At 73.4% G+C, this 22639-nt stretch carries 22 protein-coding genes; 15 read left to right on the top strand and 7 right to left on the bottom strand.

Annotated elements, in window-relative coordinates:
• The first annotated feature begins 47 nt into the window (after positions 1 to 47).
• Positions 48 to 1526, top strand: coding sequence for a S8 family peptidase (locus tag TR49_RS26645; protein WP_052434660.1), 1479 nt, complete (start codon positions 48 to 50; stop codon positions 1524 to 1526).
• Positions 1527 to 1562: 36 nt separating this feature from the next.
• Here the strand turns inward: TR49_RS26645 and TR49_RS26640 are convergent, their stop codons facing one another.
• Complete coding sequence (locus tag TR49_RS26640) at positions 1563 to 2210, bottom strand: TetR/AcrR family transcriptional regulator (protein WP_063770177.1); 648 nt, start codon at positions 2208 to 2210, stop codon at positions 1563 to 1565.
• Between the two features lie 159 nt (positions 2211 to 2369).
• On the opposite strand from TR49_RS26640, the gene TR49_RS26635 reads away from it, so the two are divergent.
• The 8 genes from TR49_RS26635 (at position 2370) to rny (ending at position 10217) form a co-directional block, all read left to right on the top strand.
• On the top strand, positions 2370 to 3944 hold the full coding sequence (locus TR49_RS26635; protein ID WP_236653537.1) for an MFS transporter: 1575 nt from the start codon (positions 2370 to 2372) through the stop codon (positions 3942 to 3944).
• Positions 3945 to 4172: 228 nt separating this feature from the next.
• Entirely contained in the window at positions 4173 to 5024 is an 852-nt protein-coding gene (locus TR49_RS26630; RefSeq protein ID WP_042386220.1) for an AraC family transcriptional regulator, read from the top strand.
• Positions 5025 to 5029: 5 nt separating this feature from the next.
• Positions 5030 to 5857: an AzlC family ABC transporter permease gene (locus TR49_RS26625; protein WP_084725456.1), complete on the top strand. Its 828-nt coding sequence runs from the start codon at positions 5030 to 5032 to the stop codon at positions 5855 to 5857.
• Complete coding sequence (locus TR49_RS26620) at positions 5854 to 6165, top strand: AzlD domain-containing protein (RefSeq protein WP_042386217.1); 312 nt, start codon at positions 5854 to 5856, stop codon at positions 6163 to 6165. The genes TR49_RS26625 and TR49_RS26620 overlap by 4 nt, the downstream gene beginning before the upstream one ends.
• 37 nt (positions 6166 to 6202) lie before the next feature.
• The gene (locus TR49_RS26615; RefSeq protein WP_042386214.1) at positions 6203 to 6397 is read left to right on the top strand and encodes a DUF3046 domain-containing protein; all 195 of its coding nucleotides are present in this window, start codon (positions 6203 to 6205) and stop codon (positions 6395 to 6397) included.
• Positions 6398 to 6582: 185 nt separating this feature from the next.
• On the top strand, positions 6583 to 7710 hold the full coding sequence (gene recA / locus TR49_RS26610) for a recombinase RecA (protein WP_042386212.1): 1128 nt from the start codon (positions 6583 to 6585) through the stop codon (positions 7708 to 7710).
• Positions 7711 to 7715: 5 nt separating this feature from the next.
• Complete coding sequence (locus TR49_RS26605; RefSeq protein ID WP_152627463.1) at positions 7716 to 8558, top strand: regulatory protein RecX; 843 nt, start codon at positions 7716 to 7718, stop codon at positions 8556 to 8558.
• A 219-nt stretch (positions 8559 to 8777) separates the two neighbouring features.
• Positions 8778 to 10217, top strand: coding sequence for a ribonuclease Y (gene rny, locus TR49_RS26600; RefSeq protein ID WP_052434659.1), 1440 nt, complete (start codon positions 8778 to 8780; stop codon positions 10215 to 10217).
• A 29-nt stretch (positions 10218 to 10246) separates the two neighbouring features.
• Here the strand turns inward: rny and TR49_RS26595 are convergent, their stop codons facing one another.
• From TR49_RS26595 to TR49_RS26580, 4 genes are all read right to left on the bottom strand, one after another.
• Positions 10247 to 10639: a rhodanese-like domain-containing protein gene (locus TR49_RS26595; RefSeq protein WP_152627462.1), complete on the bottom strand. Its 393-nt coding sequence runs from the start codon at positions 10637 to 10639 to the stop codon at positions 10247 to 10249.
• Positions 10633 to 11217, bottom strand: coding sequence for a cupin domain-containing protein (locus TR49_RS26590; protein WP_084725452.1), 585 nt, complete (start codon positions 11215 to 11217; stop codon positions 10633 to 10635). Before TR49_RS26590 ends, TR49_RS26595 begins: the two co-directional genes overlap by 7 nt.
• A gap of 364 nt (positions 11218 to 11581) precedes the next feature.
• On the bottom strand, positions 11582 to 13204 hold the full coding sequence (locus TR49_RS26585) for an FAD-dependent monooxygenase (protein ID WP_236653536.1): 1623 nt from the start codon (positions 13202 to 13204) through the stop codon (positions 11582 to 11584).
• 193 nt (positions 13205 to 13397) lie between these two features.
• Complete coding sequence (locus tag TR49_RS26580) at positions 13398 to 14282, bottom strand: ATP-binding cassette domain-containing protein (protein ID WP_052434658.1); 885 nt, start codon at positions 14280 to 14282, stop codon at positions 13398 to 13400.
• A 226-nt stretch (positions 14283 to 14508) separates the two neighbouring features.
• Here TR49_RS26580 and TR49_RS26575 point away from each other — a divergent pair, with 226 nt between their 5' ends.
• From TR49_RS26575 to TR49_RS26560, 4 genes are all read left to right on the top strand, one after another.
• Positions 14509 to 15237 (top strand): response regulator transcription factor, encoded by a 729-nt coding sequence (locus tag TR49_RS26575; RefSeq protein ID WP_042386207.1) that lies wholly within the window; start codon positions 14509 to 14511, stop codon positions 15235 to 15237.
• A gap of 62 nt (positions 15238 to 15299) precedes the next feature.
• The gene (locus TR49_RS26570) at positions 15300 to 16700 is read left to right on the top strand and encodes a sensor histidine kinase (protein ID WP_042386205.1); all 1401 of its coding nucleotides are present in this window, start codon (positions 15300 to 15302) and stop codon (positions 16698 to 16700) included.
• A 148-nt stretch (positions 16701 to 16848) separates the two neighbouring features.
• Positions 16849 to 17835, top strand: coding sequence for an alpha/beta fold hydrolase (locus TR49_RS26565; RefSeq protein WP_063770174.1), 987 nt, complete (start codon positions 16849 to 16851; stop codon positions 17833 to 17835).
• 59 nt (positions 17836 to 17894) lie between these two features.
• Positions 17895 to 18722, top strand: coding sequence for a MerR family transcriptional regulator (locus TR49_RS26560; RefSeq protein WP_052434657.1), 828 nt, complete (start codon positions 17895 to 17897; stop codon positions 18720 to 18722).
• Positions 18723 to 18750: 28 nt separating this feature from the next.
• On the opposite strand, the gene TR49_RS26555 is transcribed toward TR49_RS26560, so the two are convergent.
• Positions 18751 to 19782, bottom strand: a complete 1032-nt coding sequence (locus tag TR49_RS26555; RefSeq protein ID WP_042386202.1) for a TAXI family TRAP transporter solute-binding subunit — start codon at positions 19780 to 19782, stop codon at positions 18751 to 18753.
• A 117-nt stretch (positions 19783 to 19899) separates the two neighbouring features.
• Here TR49_RS26555 and miaB point away from each other — a divergent pair, with 117 nt between their 5' ends.
• Together miaB and TR49_RS26545 are read left to right on the top strand one after the other, a co-directional pair.
• Complete coding sequence (miaB, locus tag TR49_RS26550) at positions 19900 to 21483, top strand: tRNA (N6-isopentenyl adenosine(37)-C2)-methylthiotransferase MiaB (RefSeq protein ID WP_439654130.1); 1584 nt, start codon at positions 19900 to 19902, stop codon at positions 21481 to 21483.
• A gap of 77 nt (positions 21484 to 21560) precedes the next feature.
• Positions 21561 to 22265: a class III extradiol dioxygenase subunit B-like domain-containing protein gene (locus TR49_RS26545; RefSeq protein WP_042386198.1), complete on the top strand. Its 705-nt coding sequence runs from the start codon at positions 21561 to 21563 to the stop codon at positions 22263 to 22265.
• On the opposite strand, the gene TR49_RS40355 is transcribed toward TR49_RS26545, so the two are convergent.
• The gene (locus TR49_RS40355) at positions 22232 to 22585 is read right to left on the bottom strand and encodes an antitoxin (protein ID WP_052434656.1); all 354 of its coding nucleotides are present in this window, start codon (positions 22583 to 22585) and stop codon (positions 22232 to 22234) included. The genes TR49_RS26545 and TR49_RS40355 overlap by 34 nt on opposite strands.
• Positions 22586 to 22639: the final 54 nt, after the last annotated feature.

Below are 22639 nucleotides of genomic sequence, written 5' to 3'. Positions count from 1 at the left end.
ATCCCTCGCCCCGGGCGCCGTCGCGCGCCCCGACCTCTGGAGGCCTGGTGGCGCGTGTCGCGAAGGGCCTGCGATCGACGACGGCGCGGTGCGCCGTCGTGCTGGCGCTGGTGACCCTGCTGCTCGGGGGCGCCGTGCCGTACGTGGGCAGCACCGGCCGCCTCTACCTGGCCTACCTCGTCGTCGCGGACCGCGCCGACGCCGCGGGGATCGCCGCCGCGGATCTGGCGGTCAGGGACGAGCAGGGCCTGGTCGGCCAGGAGTACCCGCAGATCGGCGTCGTCCTCGCCTACGCGTCCGTCGCGGACTTCGGCGCCCGGGTGCGGATGCACCCGGGCATCGCCGCGGCCGGCGCGAGCCGGACCGCGCCGGTGCCCGATCCGAGGGTGGGCACGCCCTACAGCGGCGCGCAGGGCGAGTCCGCCGTCGTCTCGTCCAAGCGGGCAGGTGACGCCGTGCCGAGCGACGACGTGCCGCTGGTCGCCGATCCGCACGGCCGGCCGCAGTGGAGCCAGCAGATGGTCGGCGAGAGCAGCCCGCTGCCCGCGAAGGACCGCGCCGCGCTCAAGAACGTCGTCGTCGCCGTGCTGGACTCGGGCGTGGACGACACCCACCCGGATCTGCGCTCCGCCGTCGACCCGAGCCGCTCCGTCTCCTGCGCGACCGGGACGCCGGACAGCCGTCCGGGCGCCTGGCGGCCGGATCCCAACCTGGGAGAGAGCGGCCACGGGACGCACGTCAGCGGGATCATCGCCGGCGACCGTCCCGGGGACGGTGTGGTCGGCGTGGCGCCGGGCGCGCGCATCGCGGCCGTGCGGCTGCTCGGCGGGCCGGGGCAGTACTACGGCGAGAACATCGTCTGCGGCTTCCTGTGGGCCGCCGACCACGGCGCTTCCGTGATCAACGACAGCTACTTCGCCGACCCGTGGAAGTACAACTGCCCGGAGAACCCGGACCAAGCGGCGATCGCCGCGGCGGTCGGCCGGGCGGTGAAGTACGCGCAGGACAAGGGCGCCGTGGTGGTCGCCTCGGCGGGCAACGACGGGCAGGACCTCGCCGGCCCGCGAATCGACGACCGCAGCCCCAACGACCGGCCCGACGGTGTGAACGCGCCGGTGCGGCATCTGGGCACGGAGTGCATCCGGCTGCCCGGCGGCCTGCCGGGCGTGGTGAACGTGAGCGCGCTCGTCGCGGACGGCAGCCTCGCGGCGTACTCCAACTGGGGTTCGCAGGAGATCGCGTTGGCCGCGCCGGGCGGCGATCCGGACGGCGGCGTGGGGGCCGCGGTCGTCTCCGACTGGCCGGGCGGCCGCTACGCGGCCCTCGCCGGCACCTCGATGGCGGCGGCGACGGTCAGCGGCGTTGCCGCGGTCGAGGCGGCGCGTCACCCGGACGTCCGCGGGGCGGCGCTGGTCCGGCTGATGGAGCAGCAGGCGATGCCGTTGGGGTGCCCGTCCCGTGATCCGGGTGCGAAGGACTGCCCGGGCGGCCCGTACTACGGCTACGGCCTGGTCGACGTGCGCTGAGCCCGCGCGGTCCGGGGAGACGGCGACGGCGGGGGCTTACGGCCGGAGCAGCCGGTCGAAGTAGCCGAGCAGCAGGTCGCCCAGCTCCTGCGTCAACGCGGGGACCCGCTCCTCTTCGGCCTCGACGAGCAGCGGGAGCACGCCCTTGTACGCGGCGAGGGTGACGGCGGCGCCCGTCTCCAGCCGGGCGGCCGGCAGTTCCGGGGCGTAGAGGGCGAGCAGCGCCTCGATCCGGGCGTGGGTGCGCGCCATCAACGGCGCCTGGAGGTCCATCACGTGGCCCGGCGCGTTCCCGCCGATGAAGAGGGCCAGGCAGGCCGGGTTGTCCCGGTGGAACCTGACGATCGGTCCGAGCGAGGCGCCGAGCGCCGCCTCCAGTGACACGGCGGCGGGGTCCAGCGCGGCGAACGGCGCGAGCAGCTCGTCCAGGCTGTCCGCGTAGAACTCGGCGAGCGCGGCCGCGATCGCGTCCTTGTTCGGGAAGTACTGGTACAGCGAGCCGGGGGAGACGCCCGCCCGCGCCGCGATGGCGTTCGTCGTGGTGGCCGCGTAGCCGGACTCGGCGAAGACGTGCCCGGCCGCGTCGAGCAGCTGGGCGATCCGGCGTTCCCCGCGGGCCTGGCGCTTCCTTGGCCGTTCGGCGGCTGCGGGCTCGGTGCTCGGGTGCGTGGTCTCGGCGGTCACCCTGCCGATGGTAGGGCCGTTGACGAATGCGAGCAATCACTCGTAATCTCTGGAGTGAGATTTACGAGCAAACACTCGCATTCTCTTCCCGGCTCCTGCCATGCCTTCTCGCAGCCTTCATCCGCCTTGATCAGCCTTCACCAGCTCTGGGGGACACCCATGTCCGCAACCGTGGACGCCGTCGGCGCGCCCGACGACGTCACCGTCGATCCGGAAGCCCCGGCCGCGACCCGTGCGCCCGGCCGTGCGTGGACGCTCGCCATCGTGTCGATCGCGACGTTCATGCTGATGCTCGACCTCACCGTCGTGAACGTCGCCCTGCCCGACCTGCGCAACGCGCTGCACGCCGACTTCTCCGGCCTCCAGTGGGTGCTCGACGCCTACGCGCTCACCCTCGCCGCGTTCCTGCTGACGGGCGGCTCACTCGCCGACCGGCTCGGCCGCAAGCGGGTCTTCATCGCCGGGTTCGCGGTCTTCACCGCCGCCTCCCTGCTCTGCGGGGCCGCGACGAACGTGATCACCCTCAACCTCGCCCGCGGTCTCCAGGGCGTGGGCGCCGCCGTCCTCTTCTCGGTCGGACCGGCGCTGCTGGGCCACGAGTTCCGAGGCAAGGACCGGGCCATGGCCTTCGGTGTCTTCGGCGGCGTCTCCGGCCTCGCCATCGCCTTCGGCCCGCTCATCGGCGGGGCGCTGACCAGCGGCGTCGGCTGGCGGTGGATCTTCCTGGTGAACGTCCCCATCGGTGTCGTCGCCATCGTGCTGAGCTCCCTGCGGATCCGCGAGTCCCGCGAGCCCGGCGCCCACGGCGTCGACTGGCCCGGCCTCACCCTCTTCTCCGTCGCCCTCGCCGCGCTCGTCCTCGCCTTCCTGCGCGGCGAGGCGGAGGGCTGGACCAGCCCGCTGATCCTTTCCCTCTTCGCCGCGTCCGTCGTGCTGCTCGCGGCCTTCCTGCTGGTCGAGCGCAGGCTCGGCGCGGCCGGGATGCTGGACCTCTCGCTGGTCCGCAACCGCACCTTCAACGGGATCTCGGCGACGACGCTGCTCGGCAACGCGGCCGGCATGGCGTCGATCTTCCTCGAGGTCTCCTACGTGCAGAACGTGCTCGGGGCGTCGCCCTGGCAGGCCGGTCTGCGCTTCCTGCCGCTGACACTGATGCTCTTCGTCGTCGCGGCCGTCACCGGCAGCCTCACGGTTGCGCTCCCGCCACGGCTGCTCGTCGGCACCTCGATGACGCTGATGGCCGGCGGCCTGCTGGCCATGCGGCTGGTCGACGTCCACAGCGACTGGACCGCGATGCTGCCGAGCATGCTGCTCACGGGCGGCGGGATGGGCATGTTCAATCCGCCGCGCGCGTCGATCTCCATCGGCGTCGCCGAACCCGCGCGGGCCGGCATGGCCGCCGGGATCGGTGAGACCTTCCAGCAGGTCGGCATCGCGATCGGCATCGCCGGCTTCGGCGCGCTCTTCCAGCACCGCGTCGGCGACGCTTTCGCTGCGGCGGTGCCCGGACTCCCCGCGAGCGCGCGGCAGGCGGTCGCCGCGGGCGCGGGCGACCAGGTCGCCCGCAGCGCGGGCCCGCTCCGCGCGCAGGTCGCCGAGGCGGCGCGGGCGGCCTTCGTCCACGGGCTCACGGACGTCCTCACCATCTGCGCGGCGGTCGCGGCCGTGGCCGCGGTGATCGCCTTCGCCACCATCCGCCGCAAGGACCTCCACGAGAGCGCAACCGGGCACTGAACCCCCGGCCTCCGGCCCCGGCGGGCACCACCCGCCGGGGTCACGCGTCGTTGCAGACAGCGCCCGCCCCACTCTTGGCCTCACGCTTCTGGGACGGGGACCTTGGCCCCGTCCCAGGGCGCCCGGGGAGGGACGGATCGGCTCGCCGCTCAGGCGTCCTGCATGGTGGACCGGCCGCCGCGTGGGTCTCGGGTGCGTGGCAGGCTCACTCGGAGGGAGGCTGGTGTCATGGGTGAGGAACGCGCGCACTACTGGCAGCATCCGGCGCTGCCCGGAGTGGATCTGCTGCGGGCCCGCTACGTCCACCACACCTTCGGGAAGCACACCCACGACGGCTACGTGCTGGCCGCCATCACCGAAGGGGTGGAGGCGTTCCACTACCGCGGCGGCCTGGAGGTCGCGCCCGCGGGCAGTGTCGCGCTCGTGGAGCCGGACCGGGTGCACACCGGGCACGCGGGGGTGCCCGACGGGTGGAGCTACCAGGTGCTCTACCCGAGCGTCGAGCACGTCGCGGCCGTCGCCGCCGAGTTGGGGGTGCTGCCCGGCTCGCCGGGATTCGGCACGGCCGTCGTGGACGACGACGAGCTCGCCCGCCTCGTGACGCAGACCCACCAGGCCGCCGAACAGAACCAGGGGCTGGCCGCAGGAACCTTCCTCCGCCTCGCGCTCGCCCGTGCCCTGCGCCTGCACTCCTCGCAGCGGCTGGTGCGGGACGCGCCGCGCGTCGGACGCGACGCCGCCCGCGCCGCGCGGGACCTGCTCGCGGCGCGGCTGGACGAGCCGCCCGCCCTGGAGGAGCTCGCCGCCGCCGTAGGGACGGGACCCTTCCCGCTGCTGCGGGCCTTCCGGGACGAGTACGGGCTGCCGCCGCACGCCTGGCTGACCCAGCACCGGGTCCGTACCGCGCGCAACCTGCTCGACGCGGGCGTCCGGCCCGCGGACGCGGCCGTGGCCGTCGGCTTCGTCGACCAGGCGCACCTGACCCGGCACTTCCGCCGGATCGTGGGCGTCCCGCCGGGCGCCTACCGGCGGGCGCGCAAGAACGTACAAGATTCGGACGGCGCGCCCCCGGCAGCATGAGGCGTATGACGGCCCTCTCCGATCCACCCGCACCGAGCACCGTGCCACCCGCCGCTCCGGCCCCCGCCACGGGCGCGCGCCCCGACCGCGCCGTGATCCGGGACTCCCTCGGGGTCGGCGTGGCGGTCGGCGTCTCGGGGATCGCCTTCGGCGTCGCCGGGACCACCGCCCACCTGACGGTCTGGCAGACCTGTGCGCTCAGCCTGCTGGTGTTCACCGGCGCCAGCCAGTTCGCGCTGATCGGTGCGCTCGCGGCGGGCGCCGCACCGCTCGCGGCCGTCGTCGGGGCGCTCTTCCTGGGCGTGCGGAACGCCTTCTATGGCCTGCGGCTGGCGGAGCGGCTGGAGCTGCCGCGCTGGGTGCGGCCCGTGGCCGCGCAGACGGTGATCGACGAGACGGCGGCCGTGGCGCTGGTCCAGCCCGACCGGCGCTCGACCCGGCTCGGCTTCTTCGTCACGGGGGCCAGCCTCTATCTGATCTGGAACGCCACCACCCTGGCCGGCGCCTTGGGCGCCGACGCGCTCGGGGACCCGTCCCGGTACGGCCTGGACGTCGCCGGACCGGCCGTCTTCCTGGCGCTGCTGGCCCCGCGGCTGCGCGAGGGCGGCGCGGAACGGGCGACCGCGCTGCTCGGTGCGGTGCTCGCGCTGGCGGCGGTGCCGCTCGTCCCGGCGGGCGTCCCGGTGCTCATCGCGCTCGCGGCCGTCCCGGTCGTGCTGCTGCTCGGCTCCCGCCGGAACCGGGCCGGGGCGACGGCCCGGAAAACAGTCGGGACCGCGGCCGGGACGACGGCCGATCCGCAGCGGAATCTGCCGAAGGAGGACGGACGATGAACACCACCTGGCTGGCCATCCTGGGCACGGCGGCGGGCTGCTACGGACTCAAGCTGCTCGGCCTCTCCGTTCCCACCGGACTGCTGGACCGTCCCGTCGTCCGCCGCTTCGCGGCGCTCGCGCCGGTCGCGCTGCTGGCCGCGCTCACCGCGCTGCAGACCTTCGGGCAGGGCACGCACGGACTGGTCCTGGACGCCCGGGCGGCCGGGCTGGCCGCGGCGGGAGTGGCGGTGTGGCGCCGGGCTCCGTTCCTGGTCGTGATCGTGGTCGCGGTGGCGGTGACCGCCCTGGTGCGGGCGGTCGGCTGACGCCGGGCCGCGCCTGAACCGGCGCAATACTGGGCGCATGCGCCTGACCGAGTTCTGGAAGAGGATGTACGCCCACTTCGGGGAGAGCTACGCGGAGAGCTTCGCCACCGACCATGTCATGTCCGAGCTGGGCGGACGGACTGTCCACCAGGCCCTGGAGGCCGGCTGGGAGGCGAAGGACGTCTGGCGGGCCGTCTGCGTGTCGATGGGCGTCCCCGAGTCGAGGCGCTGAGCCGCCGACGCCGAGCCGATGAGAAGGAGAAATCAGCAGGTGTCTGCTTATTCGAACGTGCGTTCCCTATACTGGATTCCGGCACGTTATCCACAGGCCTGCCCTCCGCGAGGGTCTTTTGTCAGTGGTGCGCGCTAGCGTCTTCGGTGATGAAGCGTTCAGCACAGACCCCCAAGGTGGCACCCATGGCAGCGAACGACCGCGAGCGGGCCCTCGAGACAGCCCTCGCACAGATCGAGCGACAGTTCGGCAAGGGCTCCGTCATGCGCCTCGGCGACGAGGCCCGGGCTCCGATCGAGGTGATTCCCACGGGGTCCATCGCCCTCGACGTGGCGCTCGGTGTCGGCGGCCTGCCGCGCGGCCGTGTCGTCGAGGTCTACGGCCCCGAGTCCAGCGGTAAGACCACGCTGACCCTGCACGCGGTGGCCAACGCGCAGAAGGCCGGCGGCATCGTCGCCTTCGTCGACGCCGAGCACGCGCTCGACCCGGAGTACGCCAAGAAGCTCGGCGTGGACACCGACGCCCTGCTCGTCTCCCAGCCGGACACCGGCGAGCAGGCGCTGGAGATCACGGACATGCTGATCCGCTCCGGCGCCGTCGATCTGATCGTCATCGACTCGGTCGCCGCGCTGGTGCCGCGGGCCGAGATCGAGGGCGAGATGGGCGACTCCCACGTCGGTCTCCAGGCCCGCCTGATGTCCCAGGCGCTGCGCAAGATCACCGGTGCGCTGAACCAGACCAAGTGCACCGCGATCTTCATCAACCAGCTGCGTGAGAAGGTCGGCGTCATGTTCGGCTCGCCCGAGACGACGACGGGTGGCCGCGCGCTCAAGTTCTACGCCTCGGTCCGTCTGGACATCCGCCGTATCGAGACGCTGAAGGACGGCACGGAGGCGGTCGGTAACCGCACCCGCGTCAAGGTCGTCAAGAACAAGGTCGCCTCGCCGTTCAAGCAGGCCGAGTTCGACATCATCTACGGCCAGGGCATCAGCCGCGAGGGCGGCCTGATCGACATGGGCGTCGAGCACGGCTTCATCCGCAAGTCCGGCGCCTGGTACACCTACGAGGGCGACCAGCTGGGCCAGGGCAAGGAGAACGCCCGCAACTTCCTGCGCGACAACCCGGACCTGGCCGACGAGATCGAGAAGAAGATCAAGGAGAAGCTCGGCGTGGGCCCGAAGCTGGACACCCCGGCTGAGGCCGCCGGTCCGGTCGTCGGCGAGGCCCCGGCCGCGGCGACCACCAAGGCTCCCGCCGCGCGCGGCAGCAAGGCCAAGGCTGCGGAGGCCGTCCCGGCGGAGGTCAAGGCCTGAACGGGGTGACGTCGACGTCGACCGAGAGCGCGTGGGGTCCGCGCGACTGGTCGTCCCACGGGGGCGGCGGCAGCCGGCCGGAACCGCCGGCTGACCGCCCCCCCACCCCGGATTCCGCCCACGTCCGGCGGCCCGTCGATGACGAGGCCTACCCCGGTACCGCCGAGGGGCATGTCGAGGGGCATGACGAGAGGTACGGCGAGAGGTACGACGACGCCCCGGCGGGGCGCGGTGGCGCGTCCGACCGGCGCCGCTCCTCGCGACGCCACACGCGGCGCGCCTCCGAGGAGGAGGGCGACGAGGCACGGCGCGACAAGGCGCCGACGGATCCCGCCTCGCGGGCGCGGGACATCTGCCTGCGGCTGCTCACCGGTTCCGCCCGCACCCGGAAGCAGCTCGCCGACACCCTGCGGCGCAAGGAGATCCCGGACGAGGTCGCCGAGCAGGTGCTCGACCGGCTGACCGAGGTCGGGCTGATCGACGACGCCGCCTACGCCCGCTCCTGGGTCGAGCAGCGACAGCGCAACCGGGGCCTGGCCCGGCGCGCTCTGGCGGGCGAGCTGCGGGCCAAGGGAGTCGACAGCGCGCTGGTCGCCGAGGCCGTCGCCGAGGTCGACCCGGACGACGAGGAGGCCGCCGCGCGGCGGCTGGTGGAGCGCAAGCTCGCCTCCACCCGCGCACTGGACCGCCAGGTAAGGCTGCGCCGGCTCGCGGGCATGCTGGCCCGCCGCGGTTATCCGGAGGGCCTGGCCCTGCGCGTGGTGCGCGCCGCCCTCGACGCGGAGAACGCGGAGGATGCGGACGGCTTCGACGACGAGGACGCCTTCCTCGACTCAGGCCAGGATTGAGCCGGACACGGGCCGCCCGGAACGGGAGGCGCGGAAGTCGCCTCCTGGGGCCGCTGGTTCCTGTGTGTTTGCACTACTCAACGGTCAGGGGCGGTTGCCGTCTTGACCGTTTCGTAACCCGCACCTAGCCTCACCATGAGTGATGAGGGGCCGATGCCAGCCTCGCACCGAGATCGCAGTGTGATCACGGCGTGATCCCGCGCCGGACGGGGAGGGCTGATGACGTTGGCCATCGCAGCGACCGCAACCGTTCCGGTGCTCCTGATGATCATCGGCCTGGTCCTGCTCTCGGTCGCCGGTCTCGCGGTGCGTCAACTCCTGCACAGCGCCCGGGAGCGCGCGCTCGAACTGGACCGGCGCGAGCAGCGCAGCGCGGAACGCGAGGCCCGCATCGACGAGGAGCAGCACCGGCTGCTCCAGCGCGAGTTGGACACGGCCCAGGCTCAGGCCGAACTCCAGCTTCGCTCCGAGGAGCTGGCCGTCGAGCGGCGGCGCATGCTGGAGGAGGTGGCCGGCCTCAGCGCGGCGGACGCCCGCGCGGAACTGGTCCGGTCCGTCGAGCAGCAGGCCAAGCGTGACGCCGTGCTGACGGTCCGGGAGATCGAGCGGCAGGCCCGGACGGACGGGGAGGTCCGCGCCCGGGAGATCGTGGCCTCCGCGATCCAGCGCGTCTCCGTGCAGGGCACGGCGGACCACGTGGTCACCGCCGTGCGGCTGCCGGGCGAGGACATGAAGGGCAGGATCATCGGCCGCGAGGGCCGCAACATCCGCTCCTTCGAGGCAGTCACGGGCGTCAACCTGGTCATCGACGAGACCCCGGAGTCGGTGCTGCTCTCCTGCTTCGACCCGGTCCGGCGGGAGGTGGGCCGGCTCGCCCTGGAGGAGCTGATCGCCGACGGGCGGATCCATCCGCAGCGGATCGAGGACGCCTACGAGCGCAGCCTCGCCCAGGTCGAACGGCTCTGCCGGGCGGCGGCGGAGGAGGCGGTCGCCGAGGTCGGCCTCGACGAGCTGCACCCGGAACTGATGCGTCTGCTGGGCCGGTTGCGCTACCGCACCTCCTACGGCCAGAACGTGCTGGGCCACCTGGTCGAGTCCGCGCATCTGGCCGGGGCGATGGCGGCCGAGCTGCGGGTGGACCCGATGCTGGTCAAGCGGTGCAGCCTGCTGCACGACATAGGGAAGGCGGTCACCCTCCCGCAGCCTCCCGGCGGCAGCGCCCCCGTCGCGGAAGGCAGTCACGCCCAGATCGGCGCCGAACTCGCCCGCCGCTACGGCGAGTCGGAGGAGGTCGTGCACGCGGTCGCGGCGCACCACAACGAGATCGAGCCGCAGACGGTCGAGGCCGTCCTCACCCAGGCCGCGGACGCCTGCTCCGGCGGCAGGCCGGGCGCGCGCCGGGAGTCGGTGGAACTCCACGCGCGCCGCCTGGAGAAGCTTGAGGAGATCGCCCGCCGGCACGAGGGCGTCCACAAGGTCTACGCGATGCAGGCGGGCCGCGAGGTCCGGGTGATGGTGCTGCCGGAGGCGGTGGACGACGTCCAGGCGCAGGTGCTGGCGAAGGACGTGGCCCGCGAGGTCGAGAACGAACTCACCTACCCCGGCCAGATCCGGATCACGGTGATCCGGGAGAGCCGCGCGACGAGCTTCGCCCGCTAGTGCGGGCGCAGCACAGGCGCGGCTCGCCGCTATCTCGACACCGGGAGGTCCTCCGCCGCCCAGGCCTGGAAGCCGCCGATGAGGTCGGTGGCCCGGTGGAGGCCGAGCGCCTGGAGGGACCGCGCGGCGAGGGAGGAGGCGTAGCCCTCGTTGCACACCACGATGACCAGGCGGTCGTGGTCCGTGGTCTCCGGCGCGCGGTGGGCGCACTGCGGGTCCATGCGCCACTCCAGTTCGTTGCGCTCCACGACCAGCGCCCCCGGGATCACCCCGTCCCGTTCGCGCAGCGCGGCATAGCGGATGTCCACGAGCAGCGCGCCCTCCCGCGCGACGGCCTGTGCTGCCTCGTGCGGCGTCACGCGCCGCAGGTGCGCGCGTTCACGTTCGAGCAGGGCGTCGATGTCGATCCGTGTGCTCACCAGTCCTCCTGGGTTTCGACGGCGGTGACGCTCAGGACGTCCCCGCTGCGTTCGTAGCGTCGCAGCCGCGGCAGCGGCGGGTGGTAGACGTGCACCGAGACGGCGTGGTCGGCCACCGAGGGGTTGACGACCTGGTGCACGTGGTGGGGACCGAAGGCGCGACCGCGGCCCGACGGCAGCACCCGCTGCCGGTCGACGCCCTCCTCCAGTTCCAGGCTGCGCCAGCCGCTGCTGGGCAGCGGCATCACGAGCGAGTGCTCGCTCAGCTCGCCGCGCGCGGTGACGAACGCGCCGCTGGAGCCGCCGTGGTCGTGCCAGCCGGTCTCCGAACCGGGCGGCCAGCCGATCAGCCAGGCCTCGCTGCCGCCGGGCCCGTCCAGACGGACCCAGGTGCGCTCCGTCGGATGGAGCGCCAGGCGGCCCAGTGCGTCCGGGTCGGCGGCGACGGCCTGGGCGAAGGTGAGCAGGACCGTGAGATCGGGGGCGACGGTCGTGGTCGGGGCGGTTGCGGTGCCGGGGTTGGCGGCGGCGGCGCCCGAGGGCGGGGCGTCGGCGGTCACGGTGTCGGCGTTCGTGGTCATGGTGGCGTCCTGGGAGGCGTCGGGGCGATGACGGGACGCCGCCGGGCGCCGAATGGGATACCCCCGGCCGAAGGCTGGGGGAGGACCGCGCGGGCGCGTGAAGGCGCGGCTGCGGTCGGGTCAGGTGGCGCGGCGGCGTGGGATGCCGGGTGAAGGGCCGTCCGTGACGGCGGCGAGAAGCGTGCTTCTCCAGCCGGGCGTCAGGTCAGCCCTGGGTACAGAACGACGCGCAGAACGAGGTGCAACACAGGTGGGGGCACCGGACGGCGTCCGGTCGGCGCGTGCTGCGGGCGGGCAGCAGAACGGTGATCCCCATGCCGCGAGTAGAGCACGGCCCCAGGTGATCGTCAAGGAACGTCCGCCATCAGGACTGACCGGCCGTCAGCCTTTCGCGGGCGCTCACGCCGGTCGCGGTGCGCGGCACGGGGAGCTCGGCCGCGGCGCTGCGGGCCCGGTCCGCGAGGTCGTAGAGCTCGCCGGGGCGGCTTCCCTCGACGGCGGCGACGAGGTGCCCGTCCGGCCTGATCAGCAGCACGCTGTGGGCGGCGGCGCCCGGGTAGCTCTCGGTGACCAGCAGCTCGGCGGGGAGCGGCAGACCCTCCGTCGTCTCCGTCAGCTGCGGCATCAGGCCGGCTCCGAGCCAGTGCTCGGACGCCCACACGCCCGTGCCGGGCGCGACGAGGACGACCAGGAAGCCTCGGCCGAGCCGGGCGCGCAGTCGGTCGTGGGCCCCGTCCGCGGTGATCACGGGGAGGTCCGGGACCAGCACGCCCGGGCTGGTCGGGCTGAGCGTGGGGGTGAGGGCCGAGCTGCCACGGCCTTCGGAGGCCGGATAGGCGGGCGCGCCGCCGAGCCGACCGGTGCCGAGGCTGCCGTCGGAGAGCAGCCGCGCGTTGCGGCGCAGCGACCCGGAGAGCAGGCTGCGGCGCGCCTCCAGCAGGGCGGTGCTGGGTTGGAGCAGCGGCATCGCCTGGTCCACGGCCCGCAGCCGGGCGATCACGGCGCTGCGGCGTTCCGCCTGGTAGGTGGTCAGCAGGCGCTCGGGCGCGCAGCCCTGCCAGACCAGGCCGAGTTTCCAGGCGAGGTTGTCCACATCGCGCAGGCCCTCGTCGAGGTTCTGCATCCCGAGGGAGCCGAGCAGGTGCGCCGCGTCGCCCGCCAGGAAGGCCCGGCCCACCTGGAACTTGGTGGCCAGCCGCTGCTGGACGACGTAGTCCGCGCTGGAGATCAGCTCGTAGGCGGGGACCTTGCCGCCGTTCCACGCCGCAAGGGTGGCCCGCAGTTGCTCGATCAGCTGGTCCGGGCTGAAACCGGGCGCGCGCGGCGGCAGCCGCCAGTCCAGTCGCCAGACGCCGTCCGGCAGCGGTCGCGCCGCGACTTCGCGCGCGATCGGCGCACCGGACTGCCGCGGCTGGTCCCGGTGCAGCAGCGCCTCCCCGGGGAACGGCAGGTCCGCCCGGATCGTGGCCAGTGCGTAGTGGTCGGCGGCCGCACGCCCGGGGAAGCGCAACGCGAGCCGCTTGCGGACCGTGGAACGCGGCCCGTCGCACCCCACCAGGAAGCTGCCGCGCAGCCAGGTGTGCTGGGTGTGGACGTTCACGGCGTCCTCGCCCGGCTCCTGCTCCAGCTCCAGCAGGGTGGACTCCGGCAGCAGCTCCACCAGCCCCGTCGCGGAGACGGCGTCCCGCAGACCGCGCAGCAGGCGGTGCTGGGCCAGGTGCAGCACGTCGTCGTGCTGGAGCTCCACGCTGTGCAGTTCGCGGTGGCGGCGCAGGGTCCGCCAGGCGGTCCAGCCGCGACCGTCGGCGGTGACCCTGCTGTAGCCGATGCGCTGCAGGAAGCCGACGGTGTCGGTGCGCAGCACGGTCGACCGGGAGCTCTCGGGGGCGACCCCGGTGCCCTCGTCCAGCACGATGCTCGGCACCTGGTGCCGGGCCAGGGCGAGCGCCAGGGTGAGACCGATGGGACCGGCGCCGGCGATGATCACAGGGTCGGATCCGGAATGGGCTGGGCCAGTCATAGAAGGAAATGGACCAGATCGCCTGTGCCGACGTCAAGCAGCGTCAGGCGTACGCCGGTTCACTTCACACGCGCGCGGGAACCATTCGGTCCCGGGCGGTGCGGCGTCACGCCGCCCAGGGGTGCGGAACCGGTCGCCGGCCGAGGTTACGCCGAGGGGGTCACCGTCTGCGCAGGCGCGAGACGAAATCCCTCGCTCTCGACGTGCGCGGCGCCGAGAAGAACTGCTCCGGCGGCGCGGACTCCACGATGCGGCCGCCGGTCATGAACAGGACCCGGTCCGCCGTGGCGTGGGCGAAGCCGAGGTCCTCGGTGACGATCAGCATGGTACGCCCGTCGGAGGCCAACTCGCGGGCGAGACAGTGAAGTTCTTCGGCCGGCTCGTCGAGGACCAGCACCTTGGGATCGAGGACCAGGGCGCGGGCGAGCGCCACCCGGCCGCGCACGACCGGGTTCAGCTGGCGGCTGCGCAGGCTCGACTCGTGGTCCGCGTCGACGAGACGCAGCGCTGCCAGGGTGCGTTCGGCGGCCAGTTCCGGCGCGGTGCCGCGGACCTCGACCTGGCAGCGGGTCAGCTCACCGAAGACGGTCCGGCCGAGGCCGAGCGCGTCGAGCGCGGCGACCAGGGCGTGTTCGACGGTCTCCGGCGGCGGCACGAGGCCGACGTCCGCCCGCGCGGTGCGCCGCACGCGCCCGCGCGCGCCGGCGACGAGGGGGGTGCCGTCCAGCAGGATCTCGCCGGAGTCGATCCGCTCCGCGCCGTGGATGGCCCGGCAGAGCGTGGTCTTGCCCGCGCCGGTCGGGCCGACCAGGGCGACGACCTCGCCCGGGGACAGCTCCAGGTCCACCTCGTGCAACGACTGCACCAGCCCGTGCCGCTTGCTCACGCCCCGCAGTTGCAAGAACCCGGCGCGCGGCGCGGGGGCGGAGGTCACGGTGTCCCACTCCTCGGGTACTGGCTGGTGGCGCTGGTCGGTCCGGCCGACCTGCGCTGCCGCCGATCGGGTGTGCCGCGCGGTCGTCCCGGCGGGAGCCGCGCGGAGCACGGGTCGACTCTACGGTGCCGTTCGCGGGCGCACCGCAGTTCTGAGGGTGATTTGAGGATCATGCGCCGATCCGGGAGCGTGCGGCGTGATGCGGTGGTTCGTCGCAGCTCGGTAACGGTCGCCCCACGCGTCCCACGCCCCCTTGACCGGACCCGGTCGCATGGGAGTGGATGCGTGCTGGAGAACTGTTGGAGAAAGTGCAGCGAGCCGGGACGGAGGAGTGACCATGCGCCTGCTCCTGGTCGAGGACGACGAGCACGTCGCGGCCGCGCTGGTGACCGTGCTGACCAAACACGGATTCGAGGTCCGTCATGCCCGTTCGGGGAACGAGGCGCTGGACGCCCTCGTCCCGGACGGCCGCCCGCAGTTCCGCGTGGTGCTGCTCGACCTCGGGCTCCCGGACCGGGACGGCTTCGACGTCTGCGACCAGATCCGGCGGCGCTGCGGCATCCCGGTGATCATGGTCACGGCGCGGGCCGAGGTTCGCGACCGGATCCACGGGCTGAACATCGGCGCCGACGACTACATCGTCAAGCCCTACGACATGGGCGAGCTGCTGGCCCGGATCCACGCCGTGGCCCGCCGCGACGCGGCCGCCCGCCCGGTCCCCGTGCAGGCCCAGCCGCCGCGCGAGGAACCGCACCACCTGCTCGGCCGCGCCTTCGGGCTCGTGCTCGACCAGGCCTCGCGCCGGGCCACCGTCCACGGCGAGGACGTCGCGCTCACCCGCAAGGAGTACGAGCTGCTGGCCCTGCTCGCGCAGAGCCCCGGCGTCGTCTTCCGCCGCGAGCAGATCATCAGCGAGGTGTGGCGCAGCAGCTGGGACGGCACGGCCCGGTCGTTGGAGGTCCACGTCGCGTCCCTGCGTCGCAAGCTCGGCCTGCCCGGCCTGATCGAGACGGTCCGCGGGATCGGCTACAAGATGGCCGTGCCGGATCACCTGGTCCACGAGTGAGCGCGACCGATCACACCTGAGCACGACGAGACCGACACTGAAACCGATCCGGACGTAGCCGTATGCGCACCCGCCTCCTCGGCATCCTGCTCGCACTTCTCGCGTGCGTGCTGCTCGCCCTCGGCCTGCCGCTGGCCGCCAGCGAGGCGCAGCGTGAGCAGCAGCGCGTCGTGGTCGACCGGATCGACGACACCGCACGCTTCGCCGCGCTGGCCCAGAACCCGTTCGGGCAGGCGGACTCGGCCGCGGCGAGCGAGCAGAAGCGCACCCTCAGCACGGAGCTGAACCGCTATCACGCCGTATACGGCATCTGGGCCGGCGTCTTCGACCTCAACGGCCAAGCCCGTTACGCCTACCCCTCCACCTGGACGAACGCCCTCGACGGCCCGTCCGCCGAGCCGTTCCGCGAGGCCCTGGACGGTCGCCGAAGCGACGACCCCGCCCAGGTCTGGCCGTGGCAGGGCGGCGAGGCCCGCCTGGTCATAGCCTCGCCGGTGATCTGGGACGGCGACGTGGTGGCGGTGATCGTCACCGAGTCGCCCACGGACGGGCTGCGGGCACGGGTCTTCAGCGCCTGGCTCTGGCTGATCGGCGGCGAGGCCTTCGCGGTCCTCTTCGCCGTCGGCGTCGCGGTCGCGCTGACGCGCTGGGTGCTGCGGCCGGTCCACGACCTGGACAAGGTCACCCATGACATCGCCACCGGTCGGCTCGCCTCGCGCGTCGCCCCCGCCGGCGGGCCGCCCGAGCTGCGCCGGCTGGCGCGCTCCTTCAACGAGATGGCCGACCATGTCGAGGAGGTCCTCGACCAGCAGCGGGCCTTCGTCGCGGACGCCTCGCACCAGCTGCGCAACCCTCTGTCCGCGCTGATGCTGCGGGTCGAGGTGCTCGGCATGGAGCTGCCCGAGGGGCACGACGAGGAGATGTCCGGCGTGCGCGAGGAGGGCCGCCGTCTCGCCCAGGTCCTCGACGACCTGCTCGGTCTCGCCCGCGCGGAGAACGCCCGGCCGGTCGCGGAGCGCTGCGACGTCGGCGGCATCGTCGCCGACCGCGTCGAGGGCTGGCGGGCGCTCGCGCGTGAGCGCGGGGTCGCCCTGGTCTGCACCCCTGCGGGCGGCCCGCTCTTCGCCCTGGCGGACCCGGTGGGCCTGGGCAGCGCCCTGGACGCGGTGCTGGACAACGCCCTCAAGTTCACCCCCGCGGGCGACGCCGTCCGGGTCGAGGCGGCGGTGGAGGGTTCGGAGGTCCTCATCCGCGTCACGGACGGCGGACCCGGTCTGGACGAGGACGAGCTCGCCCGCATCGGCGACCGCTTCTGGCGCAGCCCGCGCCACCAGAACACGGACGGCTCCGGCCTCGGCCTCTCCATCGCCCGGGCCCTGCTGACGGCCAACGGCGGCAGCATCGCCTTCGCCGCCCAGCAGCCCACGGGCCTGACGGTCACCTTCACCCTCCCGACGGACTGAGCCGGCCCGGCGGCGGAGCAGGGCCGGCCCCGGCGGCCACGGTGCCCGCCCCTCGTCGGCAGTTTGTCGTGAGCATTGACCAAGCCATCGAGCACTGCGACATTGGCCGGTGTCAGCGTCTGGCTCGGCCGGTGCCTGGGGAGGGCCATTGATCGACGGGGCGCGGGAGCACCGGGTCGTCACCGACGACGGCGTGGAGTTGGCCGTGGTGGAGGCGGGGGACCCGCTGCGGCCGACGGTCTGGTTCCTGCACGGCTACCCGGACTGCCGGGACCTCTGGGAACCCGTCATGAGCCGCCTCAAGGAGCGCTACCACGTCGTCGCCTACGACACCCGCGGCACCGGCCGCTCCACCGAGCCCTTCGGGCCCGCCCGTGCGGGCTACACGCTGGAGCGGCTGGAGGAGGACTTCCTCGCCGTACTGGACGCGCTCGCCCCCTACGGGCCGGTGCACCTCGTGGGCCACGACTGGGGGTCGGTGCAGGGCTGGGAGTTCGCGACGTCCGCGCGCCTGCAGGGCGGGCTCGCGTCGTTCACCAGCATCGGCGGCCCGTGCCTCGACCACGCCGCGCTCTGGGCGCGTACGCGCCTTGGCCGCCGGAGTGCGGCGGATCTGCGCGCCCTGTTCGAGCAGGGCTTGCGCTCCTGGTACATCACGGCCTTCCAGCTTCCCCGCCTGCCGGAGGCGTTCTGGCGCGGACCGCTGGCCCACGGCGGCTGGGCCGCCGTCTGGCGCGCCCTGGAGCGGACCCGCGTGCCGGGGCACCCCGCGCCGACGCTGGCCCGCGACGCCGCCAACGGCCTGTGGCTCTACCGGGCCAACACCCGCCGTCGCGCCCGCAAGCCGCGCCCCGACCGGGTGGCGCACGTGCCGGTCCAGCTCGTCCTCCCGGAGCGTGACCCGTTCCTCTCCGCGCGCCTCTACGACGACCTCGATCGGTGGACACCGGTGCTGCGCCGGCACACCGTGGACGCGGGACACTGGCTGCCCCTCACCCGCCCACAGGTGCTCGCGGACCTGATCACCGAGTTCGTCGATGCCGTACGCGTAGGTAGCATCCCGTCGGTGGGCCGCGATCACCGCGCGGACCTGCCCCCGGCCTTCGGCCTGGGGCACCCCCATCCGGCGCTCTGACGGCGCCTGACGGCGCGTCGCATGCCACCGGGCACGCGGCAGGAGCGGAGGAGGACGCCATGACCGACGCCATGGGCAGAGTGCCGGGCCCGCGCCGGGAGTACCTCATCGACCACCTGGCCCAGGCCGCCGGCACGACCGTCCGCAACGTCCGCGCCTACCAGGACCGCGGCCTGCTGCCGCGCGCCGACCGGCGCGGCCGCGCCAACGTCTACGACGACAGCCATCTGGACCGGCTGCGCCTGATCGCCGGTCTGCTCGACCGCGGTCACACCCTCGCCGGCATCAAGGAACTGCTCGACGCCTGGGAGGACGGCCGCAGCCTCGGCGGCCTGCTCGGGCTGGTGGCCGAGGTGACCGCGCCCTGGTCCGACGAGCAGCCCGAGTACCTGGAGCGCGCCGAGCTGGCCGCGCGCTTCGGCGGACTGCGGGACTCGGAGGCGATCGCCGCGGCCGTCCGCCTCGGCGTGCTGGAGCCGGAACCCGGACGGGAGCAGGCGGCGTCCGCCGACGCGCTCCCCGAGCGCTACCGCGTGCCCAGCCCCGCCCTGCTCGACGTCGCCGCCCGCCTGTACGAGCTCGGCGTGCCGCTCGCGGCGAGCATCGCGCACCTGCAGGAGGTGCGCACCGACATGGAGCACCTGGCCCGCCGCTTCGTCCACTTCGCCGCCGTCGAGGTCTTCCCGCGCTATGTCGGCTCCGCCCCGATCGACGACGTCGACGCGGCCCTCGCCGCCGAGGCGGTCCGTCGGATGCGCCCGCTCGCCCAGGCCGTCGTCGACGCGGAGCTCGCGCGCGCGATGCGCCACGAGGCCACGCTGCTGCTGGAGGCCTCCGTCGCCTCCCTTCCGGAACCCGTGCGCGAAGCGGTCGCCGAGGAGCTCTGAACAGGCCGGGTCCAGGGGGCGGCAGGGCTCAGGGTTTGACGGAGACGTAGTAGCGGCGGGCGCCCTCCGCCAGCGGAAGCGGCTCGGTGTAGATCGCGGAACGGACGTCCACCAGCTGAGCGGAGTGCACCCGCTGCCCGATCGCGTCGCGGCTGTTCATGACGACCTGCGTCATCCGCTCCACCAGCGAGCTCGGCACGTTCGCGCGGGTCACCAGCAGGTTGGCCACGGCCAGCGTCGAGACGGAGTCGTCGGGGGAGCTGTCCGGATAGGCCGAGGTCGGCACGGTCGAGGTCCGGTAGATCTGCGTGTTGCGCGCGCCCACGTCCGTCCGCTGGGCGACCTGGTCCATACCCGTCGCCAGCCAGCCGAGCGGCACCAGCCGCACCTGCGCGCGCTTGGTCAGGGCGATGATGCCCTCGGTCGGCAGGCCGCCCGACCAGAAGAACGCGTCGATCCTGTGCGCCTCCAGTGCGGCCGGCGCGTCCGCGATGCCGTAGGGGAACTCCTGGAGATCCCGCCCGGCTTTCAGACCGGCGAGCGCCAGCACCCGGTCGGCGATCAGCTCCACCCCGCTGCCGTGCTGACCCGTGCCGACCCGGAGCCCCCGCCCCTTGAGGTCCGTGATGCTGTGCACCGGGGAGTCGGTCGGGACCACCAGCTGCACGTAGTCGTCGTACAGCTCGCCTACGGCCCGTAGCTGGTCCTTGCCCGGCCCGGTGAAGTGCGCGACGGCGTCCGCCGTGGCGATGCCGAAGTCGTCCCGTCCGTCCGCGATCCTGGCCAGGTTGTCCGGCCCGCCCACGCTCTGGTCCAGCTGCAGCCGCACCCCCGGCAGCTCCTTGTCGACGGCGGCCTGGAGCAGCGACCCGTACAGCGCGTAGACGCCGGACTGGGTGCCGGTCGCCATCCGGAACGTCCCCGTCGGATATCCGGGGTCGGCGCTCGCGCCCAGCCATCCGCCCAGCGCGGTCGCGACCACCAGCAGGAACGCGACCCCGATCCGCACCCGGCGCAGGCCGAGCAGGCGGCGCAGTCGCGGGGGCAGGGTCGGTGGCATGTCGGGATCCTGCCAGCCCCGCGCCGCCCGGGAAAGGGGTTGTCCGCGTCCCGGGCGTCCCGGGAAGGTCGGGCCGCGCGCGGAAAGGGGTGCGGCGCTGCCCGTACCCTTGGGGGCGTGGGTACCGCAGACATCTCCGCTGACACTTCCAAGACGTACGACATCCGCACTTACGGATGCCAGATGAACGTCCACGACTCCGAGCGCCTCTCCGGTCTGCTGGAGGACGCCGGGTACGTCCGCGCCGCCGAGGGCGGCGAGGCGGACGTGGTCGTGTTCAACACCTGTGCCGTGCGCGAGAACGCGGACAACCGCCTCTACGGCAACCTGGGCCGGCTCGCCTCGGTCAAGGCGCAGCACCCCGGCATGCAGATCGCCGTCGGCGGCTGCCTGGCCCAGAAGGACCGCGAGACCATCGTCAGGAAGGCCCCGTGGGTCGACGTCGTCTTCGGCACCCACAACATCGGCCACCTCCCCGCCCTGCTGGAGCGCGCGCGGGTGCAGGAGGAGGCCCAGGTCGAGATCCTGGAGTCGCTGGAGGTCTTCCCCTCCACGCTGCCCACCCGTCGCGAGTCCGCCTACGCGGCGTGGGTCTCCATCTCCGTCGGCTGCAACAACACCTGCACCTTCTGCATCGTCCCCGCGCTGCGTGGCAAGGAGAAGGACCGCCGCAGCGGCGACATCCTCGGCGAGGTGGCGGCGCTGGTGAACGAGGGCGTCGTCGAGGTCACCCTGCTCGGCCAGAACGTCAACGCCTACGGCTCCGACATCGGCGACCGCCAGGCTTTCGGCAAGCTGCTGCGCGCCTGCGGCGAGATCGAGGGCCTGGAGCGGGTGCGCTTCACCTCGCCGCACCCCAAGGACTTCACCGACGACGTCATCGCCGCCATGGCCGAGACGCCGAACGTGATGCACCAGCTGCACATGCCGCTGCAGTCCGGCTCCGACGAGGTGCTGCGCGCGATGCGCCGCTCCTACCGGCAGGAGCGCTACCTCGGCATCATCGAGCGGGTCCGGGCCGCCATGCCGGACGCTGCGATCACCACCGACATCATCGTGGGCTTCCCCGGCGAGACCGAGGAGGACTTCGAGCAGACCCTCGAGGTCGTCCGCAGGGCGCGGTTCGCGCAGGCCTTCACCTTCCAGTACTCCAAGCGTCCCGGCACGCCGGCGGCGGAGATGGAGAACCAGATCCCCAAGGAGGTCGTCCAGGCCCGCTACGAGCGCCTGGTCGAGCTGCAGGAGCAGATCTCGTGGGAGGAGAACAAGAAGCAGGTCGGCCGGACCATCGAGGTGCTGGTCGCCGAGGGCGAGGGCCGCAAGGACGGGGCCACCGCGCGTCTGTCCGGCCGGGCGCCGGACAACCGCCTGGTGCACTTCACCCGCCCCGAGGAGTCGGTCAGCCCCGGCACTGCACAGTCCGGCACCGGGCTCGCTGCGCGCCCCGGCACTGCACAGTCCGGCACCGGGCTCGCTGCGCGCCCCGGCGACATGGTCACCGTCGAGATCACCTACGCCGCCCCGCACCACCTCCTCGCGGAGGGTCCGACCCTCGGGGTCCGTCGCACCCGCGCGGGCGACGCGTGGGAGCGCCGTCAGGCGGAGGCGTCCGCGCCGAAGCAGGCGGGCGTCATGCTGGGTCTGCCCAAGATCGGCGTCCCCGCTCCGCTCCCGGCCGCGGAGAGCGGCTGCGCCTGCTGACGGGTGGGTCGGCGGTCACGAGGCCTGGACGCAACTACTTGAGGTAGCGAAGTGTCCGCCCGGTAGGGTCTTGAGCCATGTTCGTAGCCGCCGCAGTCTGCCCCTGCCCGCCGTTGCTGCTGCCTGAGGTCGCGGTCGGAGCAGCACCGGAGCTCGATCCCTTGCGCGAGGCGTGCGACGAGGCGCTGTTTGCGATGCTCGCCGCCGAGCCCGACCTCGTGTGGGTCGTCGGCCCGGGGCCCGAGCACCGGTTGTTCGACCGGGGCGGGGTCGGCGGCTTCCAGGGCTTCGGGGTCGACGTGACCGTGGGGCTGGGGGAGCGCGTCGAGGGGGAGATGCTTCCGCCGGGGCTCGCCGTGGGTGCCTGGCTGCTGGAGCGCGCGGGCTGGGAGGGGCCGGCCAAGGGGCTCGCGGTCCCCGACTACCTCGAATGGCCGCTGTGCCGGGAGAACGGCGTCGAGCTGCGCGAGTCGGCCGAACGCGTGGCGCTGCTGGTGATGGGCGAGGGCAGCGCCCGTCGCACCGTGAAGGCGCCGGGCTACCTGGACGAGCGCGCCGAGCCCTTCGACGCGTCCGTCGCCGCTGGCCTCGCGAGCGGCAGGCTGCCGCAGGTCGACGCGGAGCTCGCGTTCGAGCTGATGGCGTCCGGCCGAGCCCCCTGGCAGGTGCTGGCCGGCGCCGCGGACAGCGACGAGCAGCCGGTCGCTTCCGCGCGGCTGCTCTACGACGACGCCCCGTACGGGGTCGGCTATTTCGTTGCCTCCTGGTCGCCCGGGGTCTGACCGGGGTTCCGGCCGGAGTCCTGGCCGGCGCTCTGGCCGCGGGGCCGATCCGAGGCCCGGTCCGACGCCGCGTCGGCGGGCTTCTCGGTCGCCTCGCCCTGGATGGTGTCCTTCGGGCCGCCCATCTTGTTGACGGCCTGCTTCGCCTTGTCCCGTCCCGTCTCGATCTGGGACTTGTACTTGCCCTTGGTTGCCTTGTCGGCCATGTCGCCGACCTTGTCCAGGCCGGCGCCGATCTGCGACTTGTGGCTGCCCGCGTACTCGGTGGCCTTCTTGGTGGCCTGGTTCATCGCGCTCTTGAGGGAGTCAGTGACGCCCATGACCGCTCCGTTTCTCGCCTGGGGCCCAAGGGGCCAGAACGGGGCATTTCGCCC

It is taken from the genome of Streptacidiphilus melanogenes (assembly GCF_000787835.1).
Taxonomy (GTDB): domain Bacteria; phylum Actinomycetota; class Actinomycetes; order Streptomycetales; family Streptomycetaceae; genus Streptacidiphilus; species Streptacidiphilus melanogenes.
Note: the sequence above shows the minus strand (reverse complement) of the source record. Positions and strands in the feature narration are given on the sequence as shown.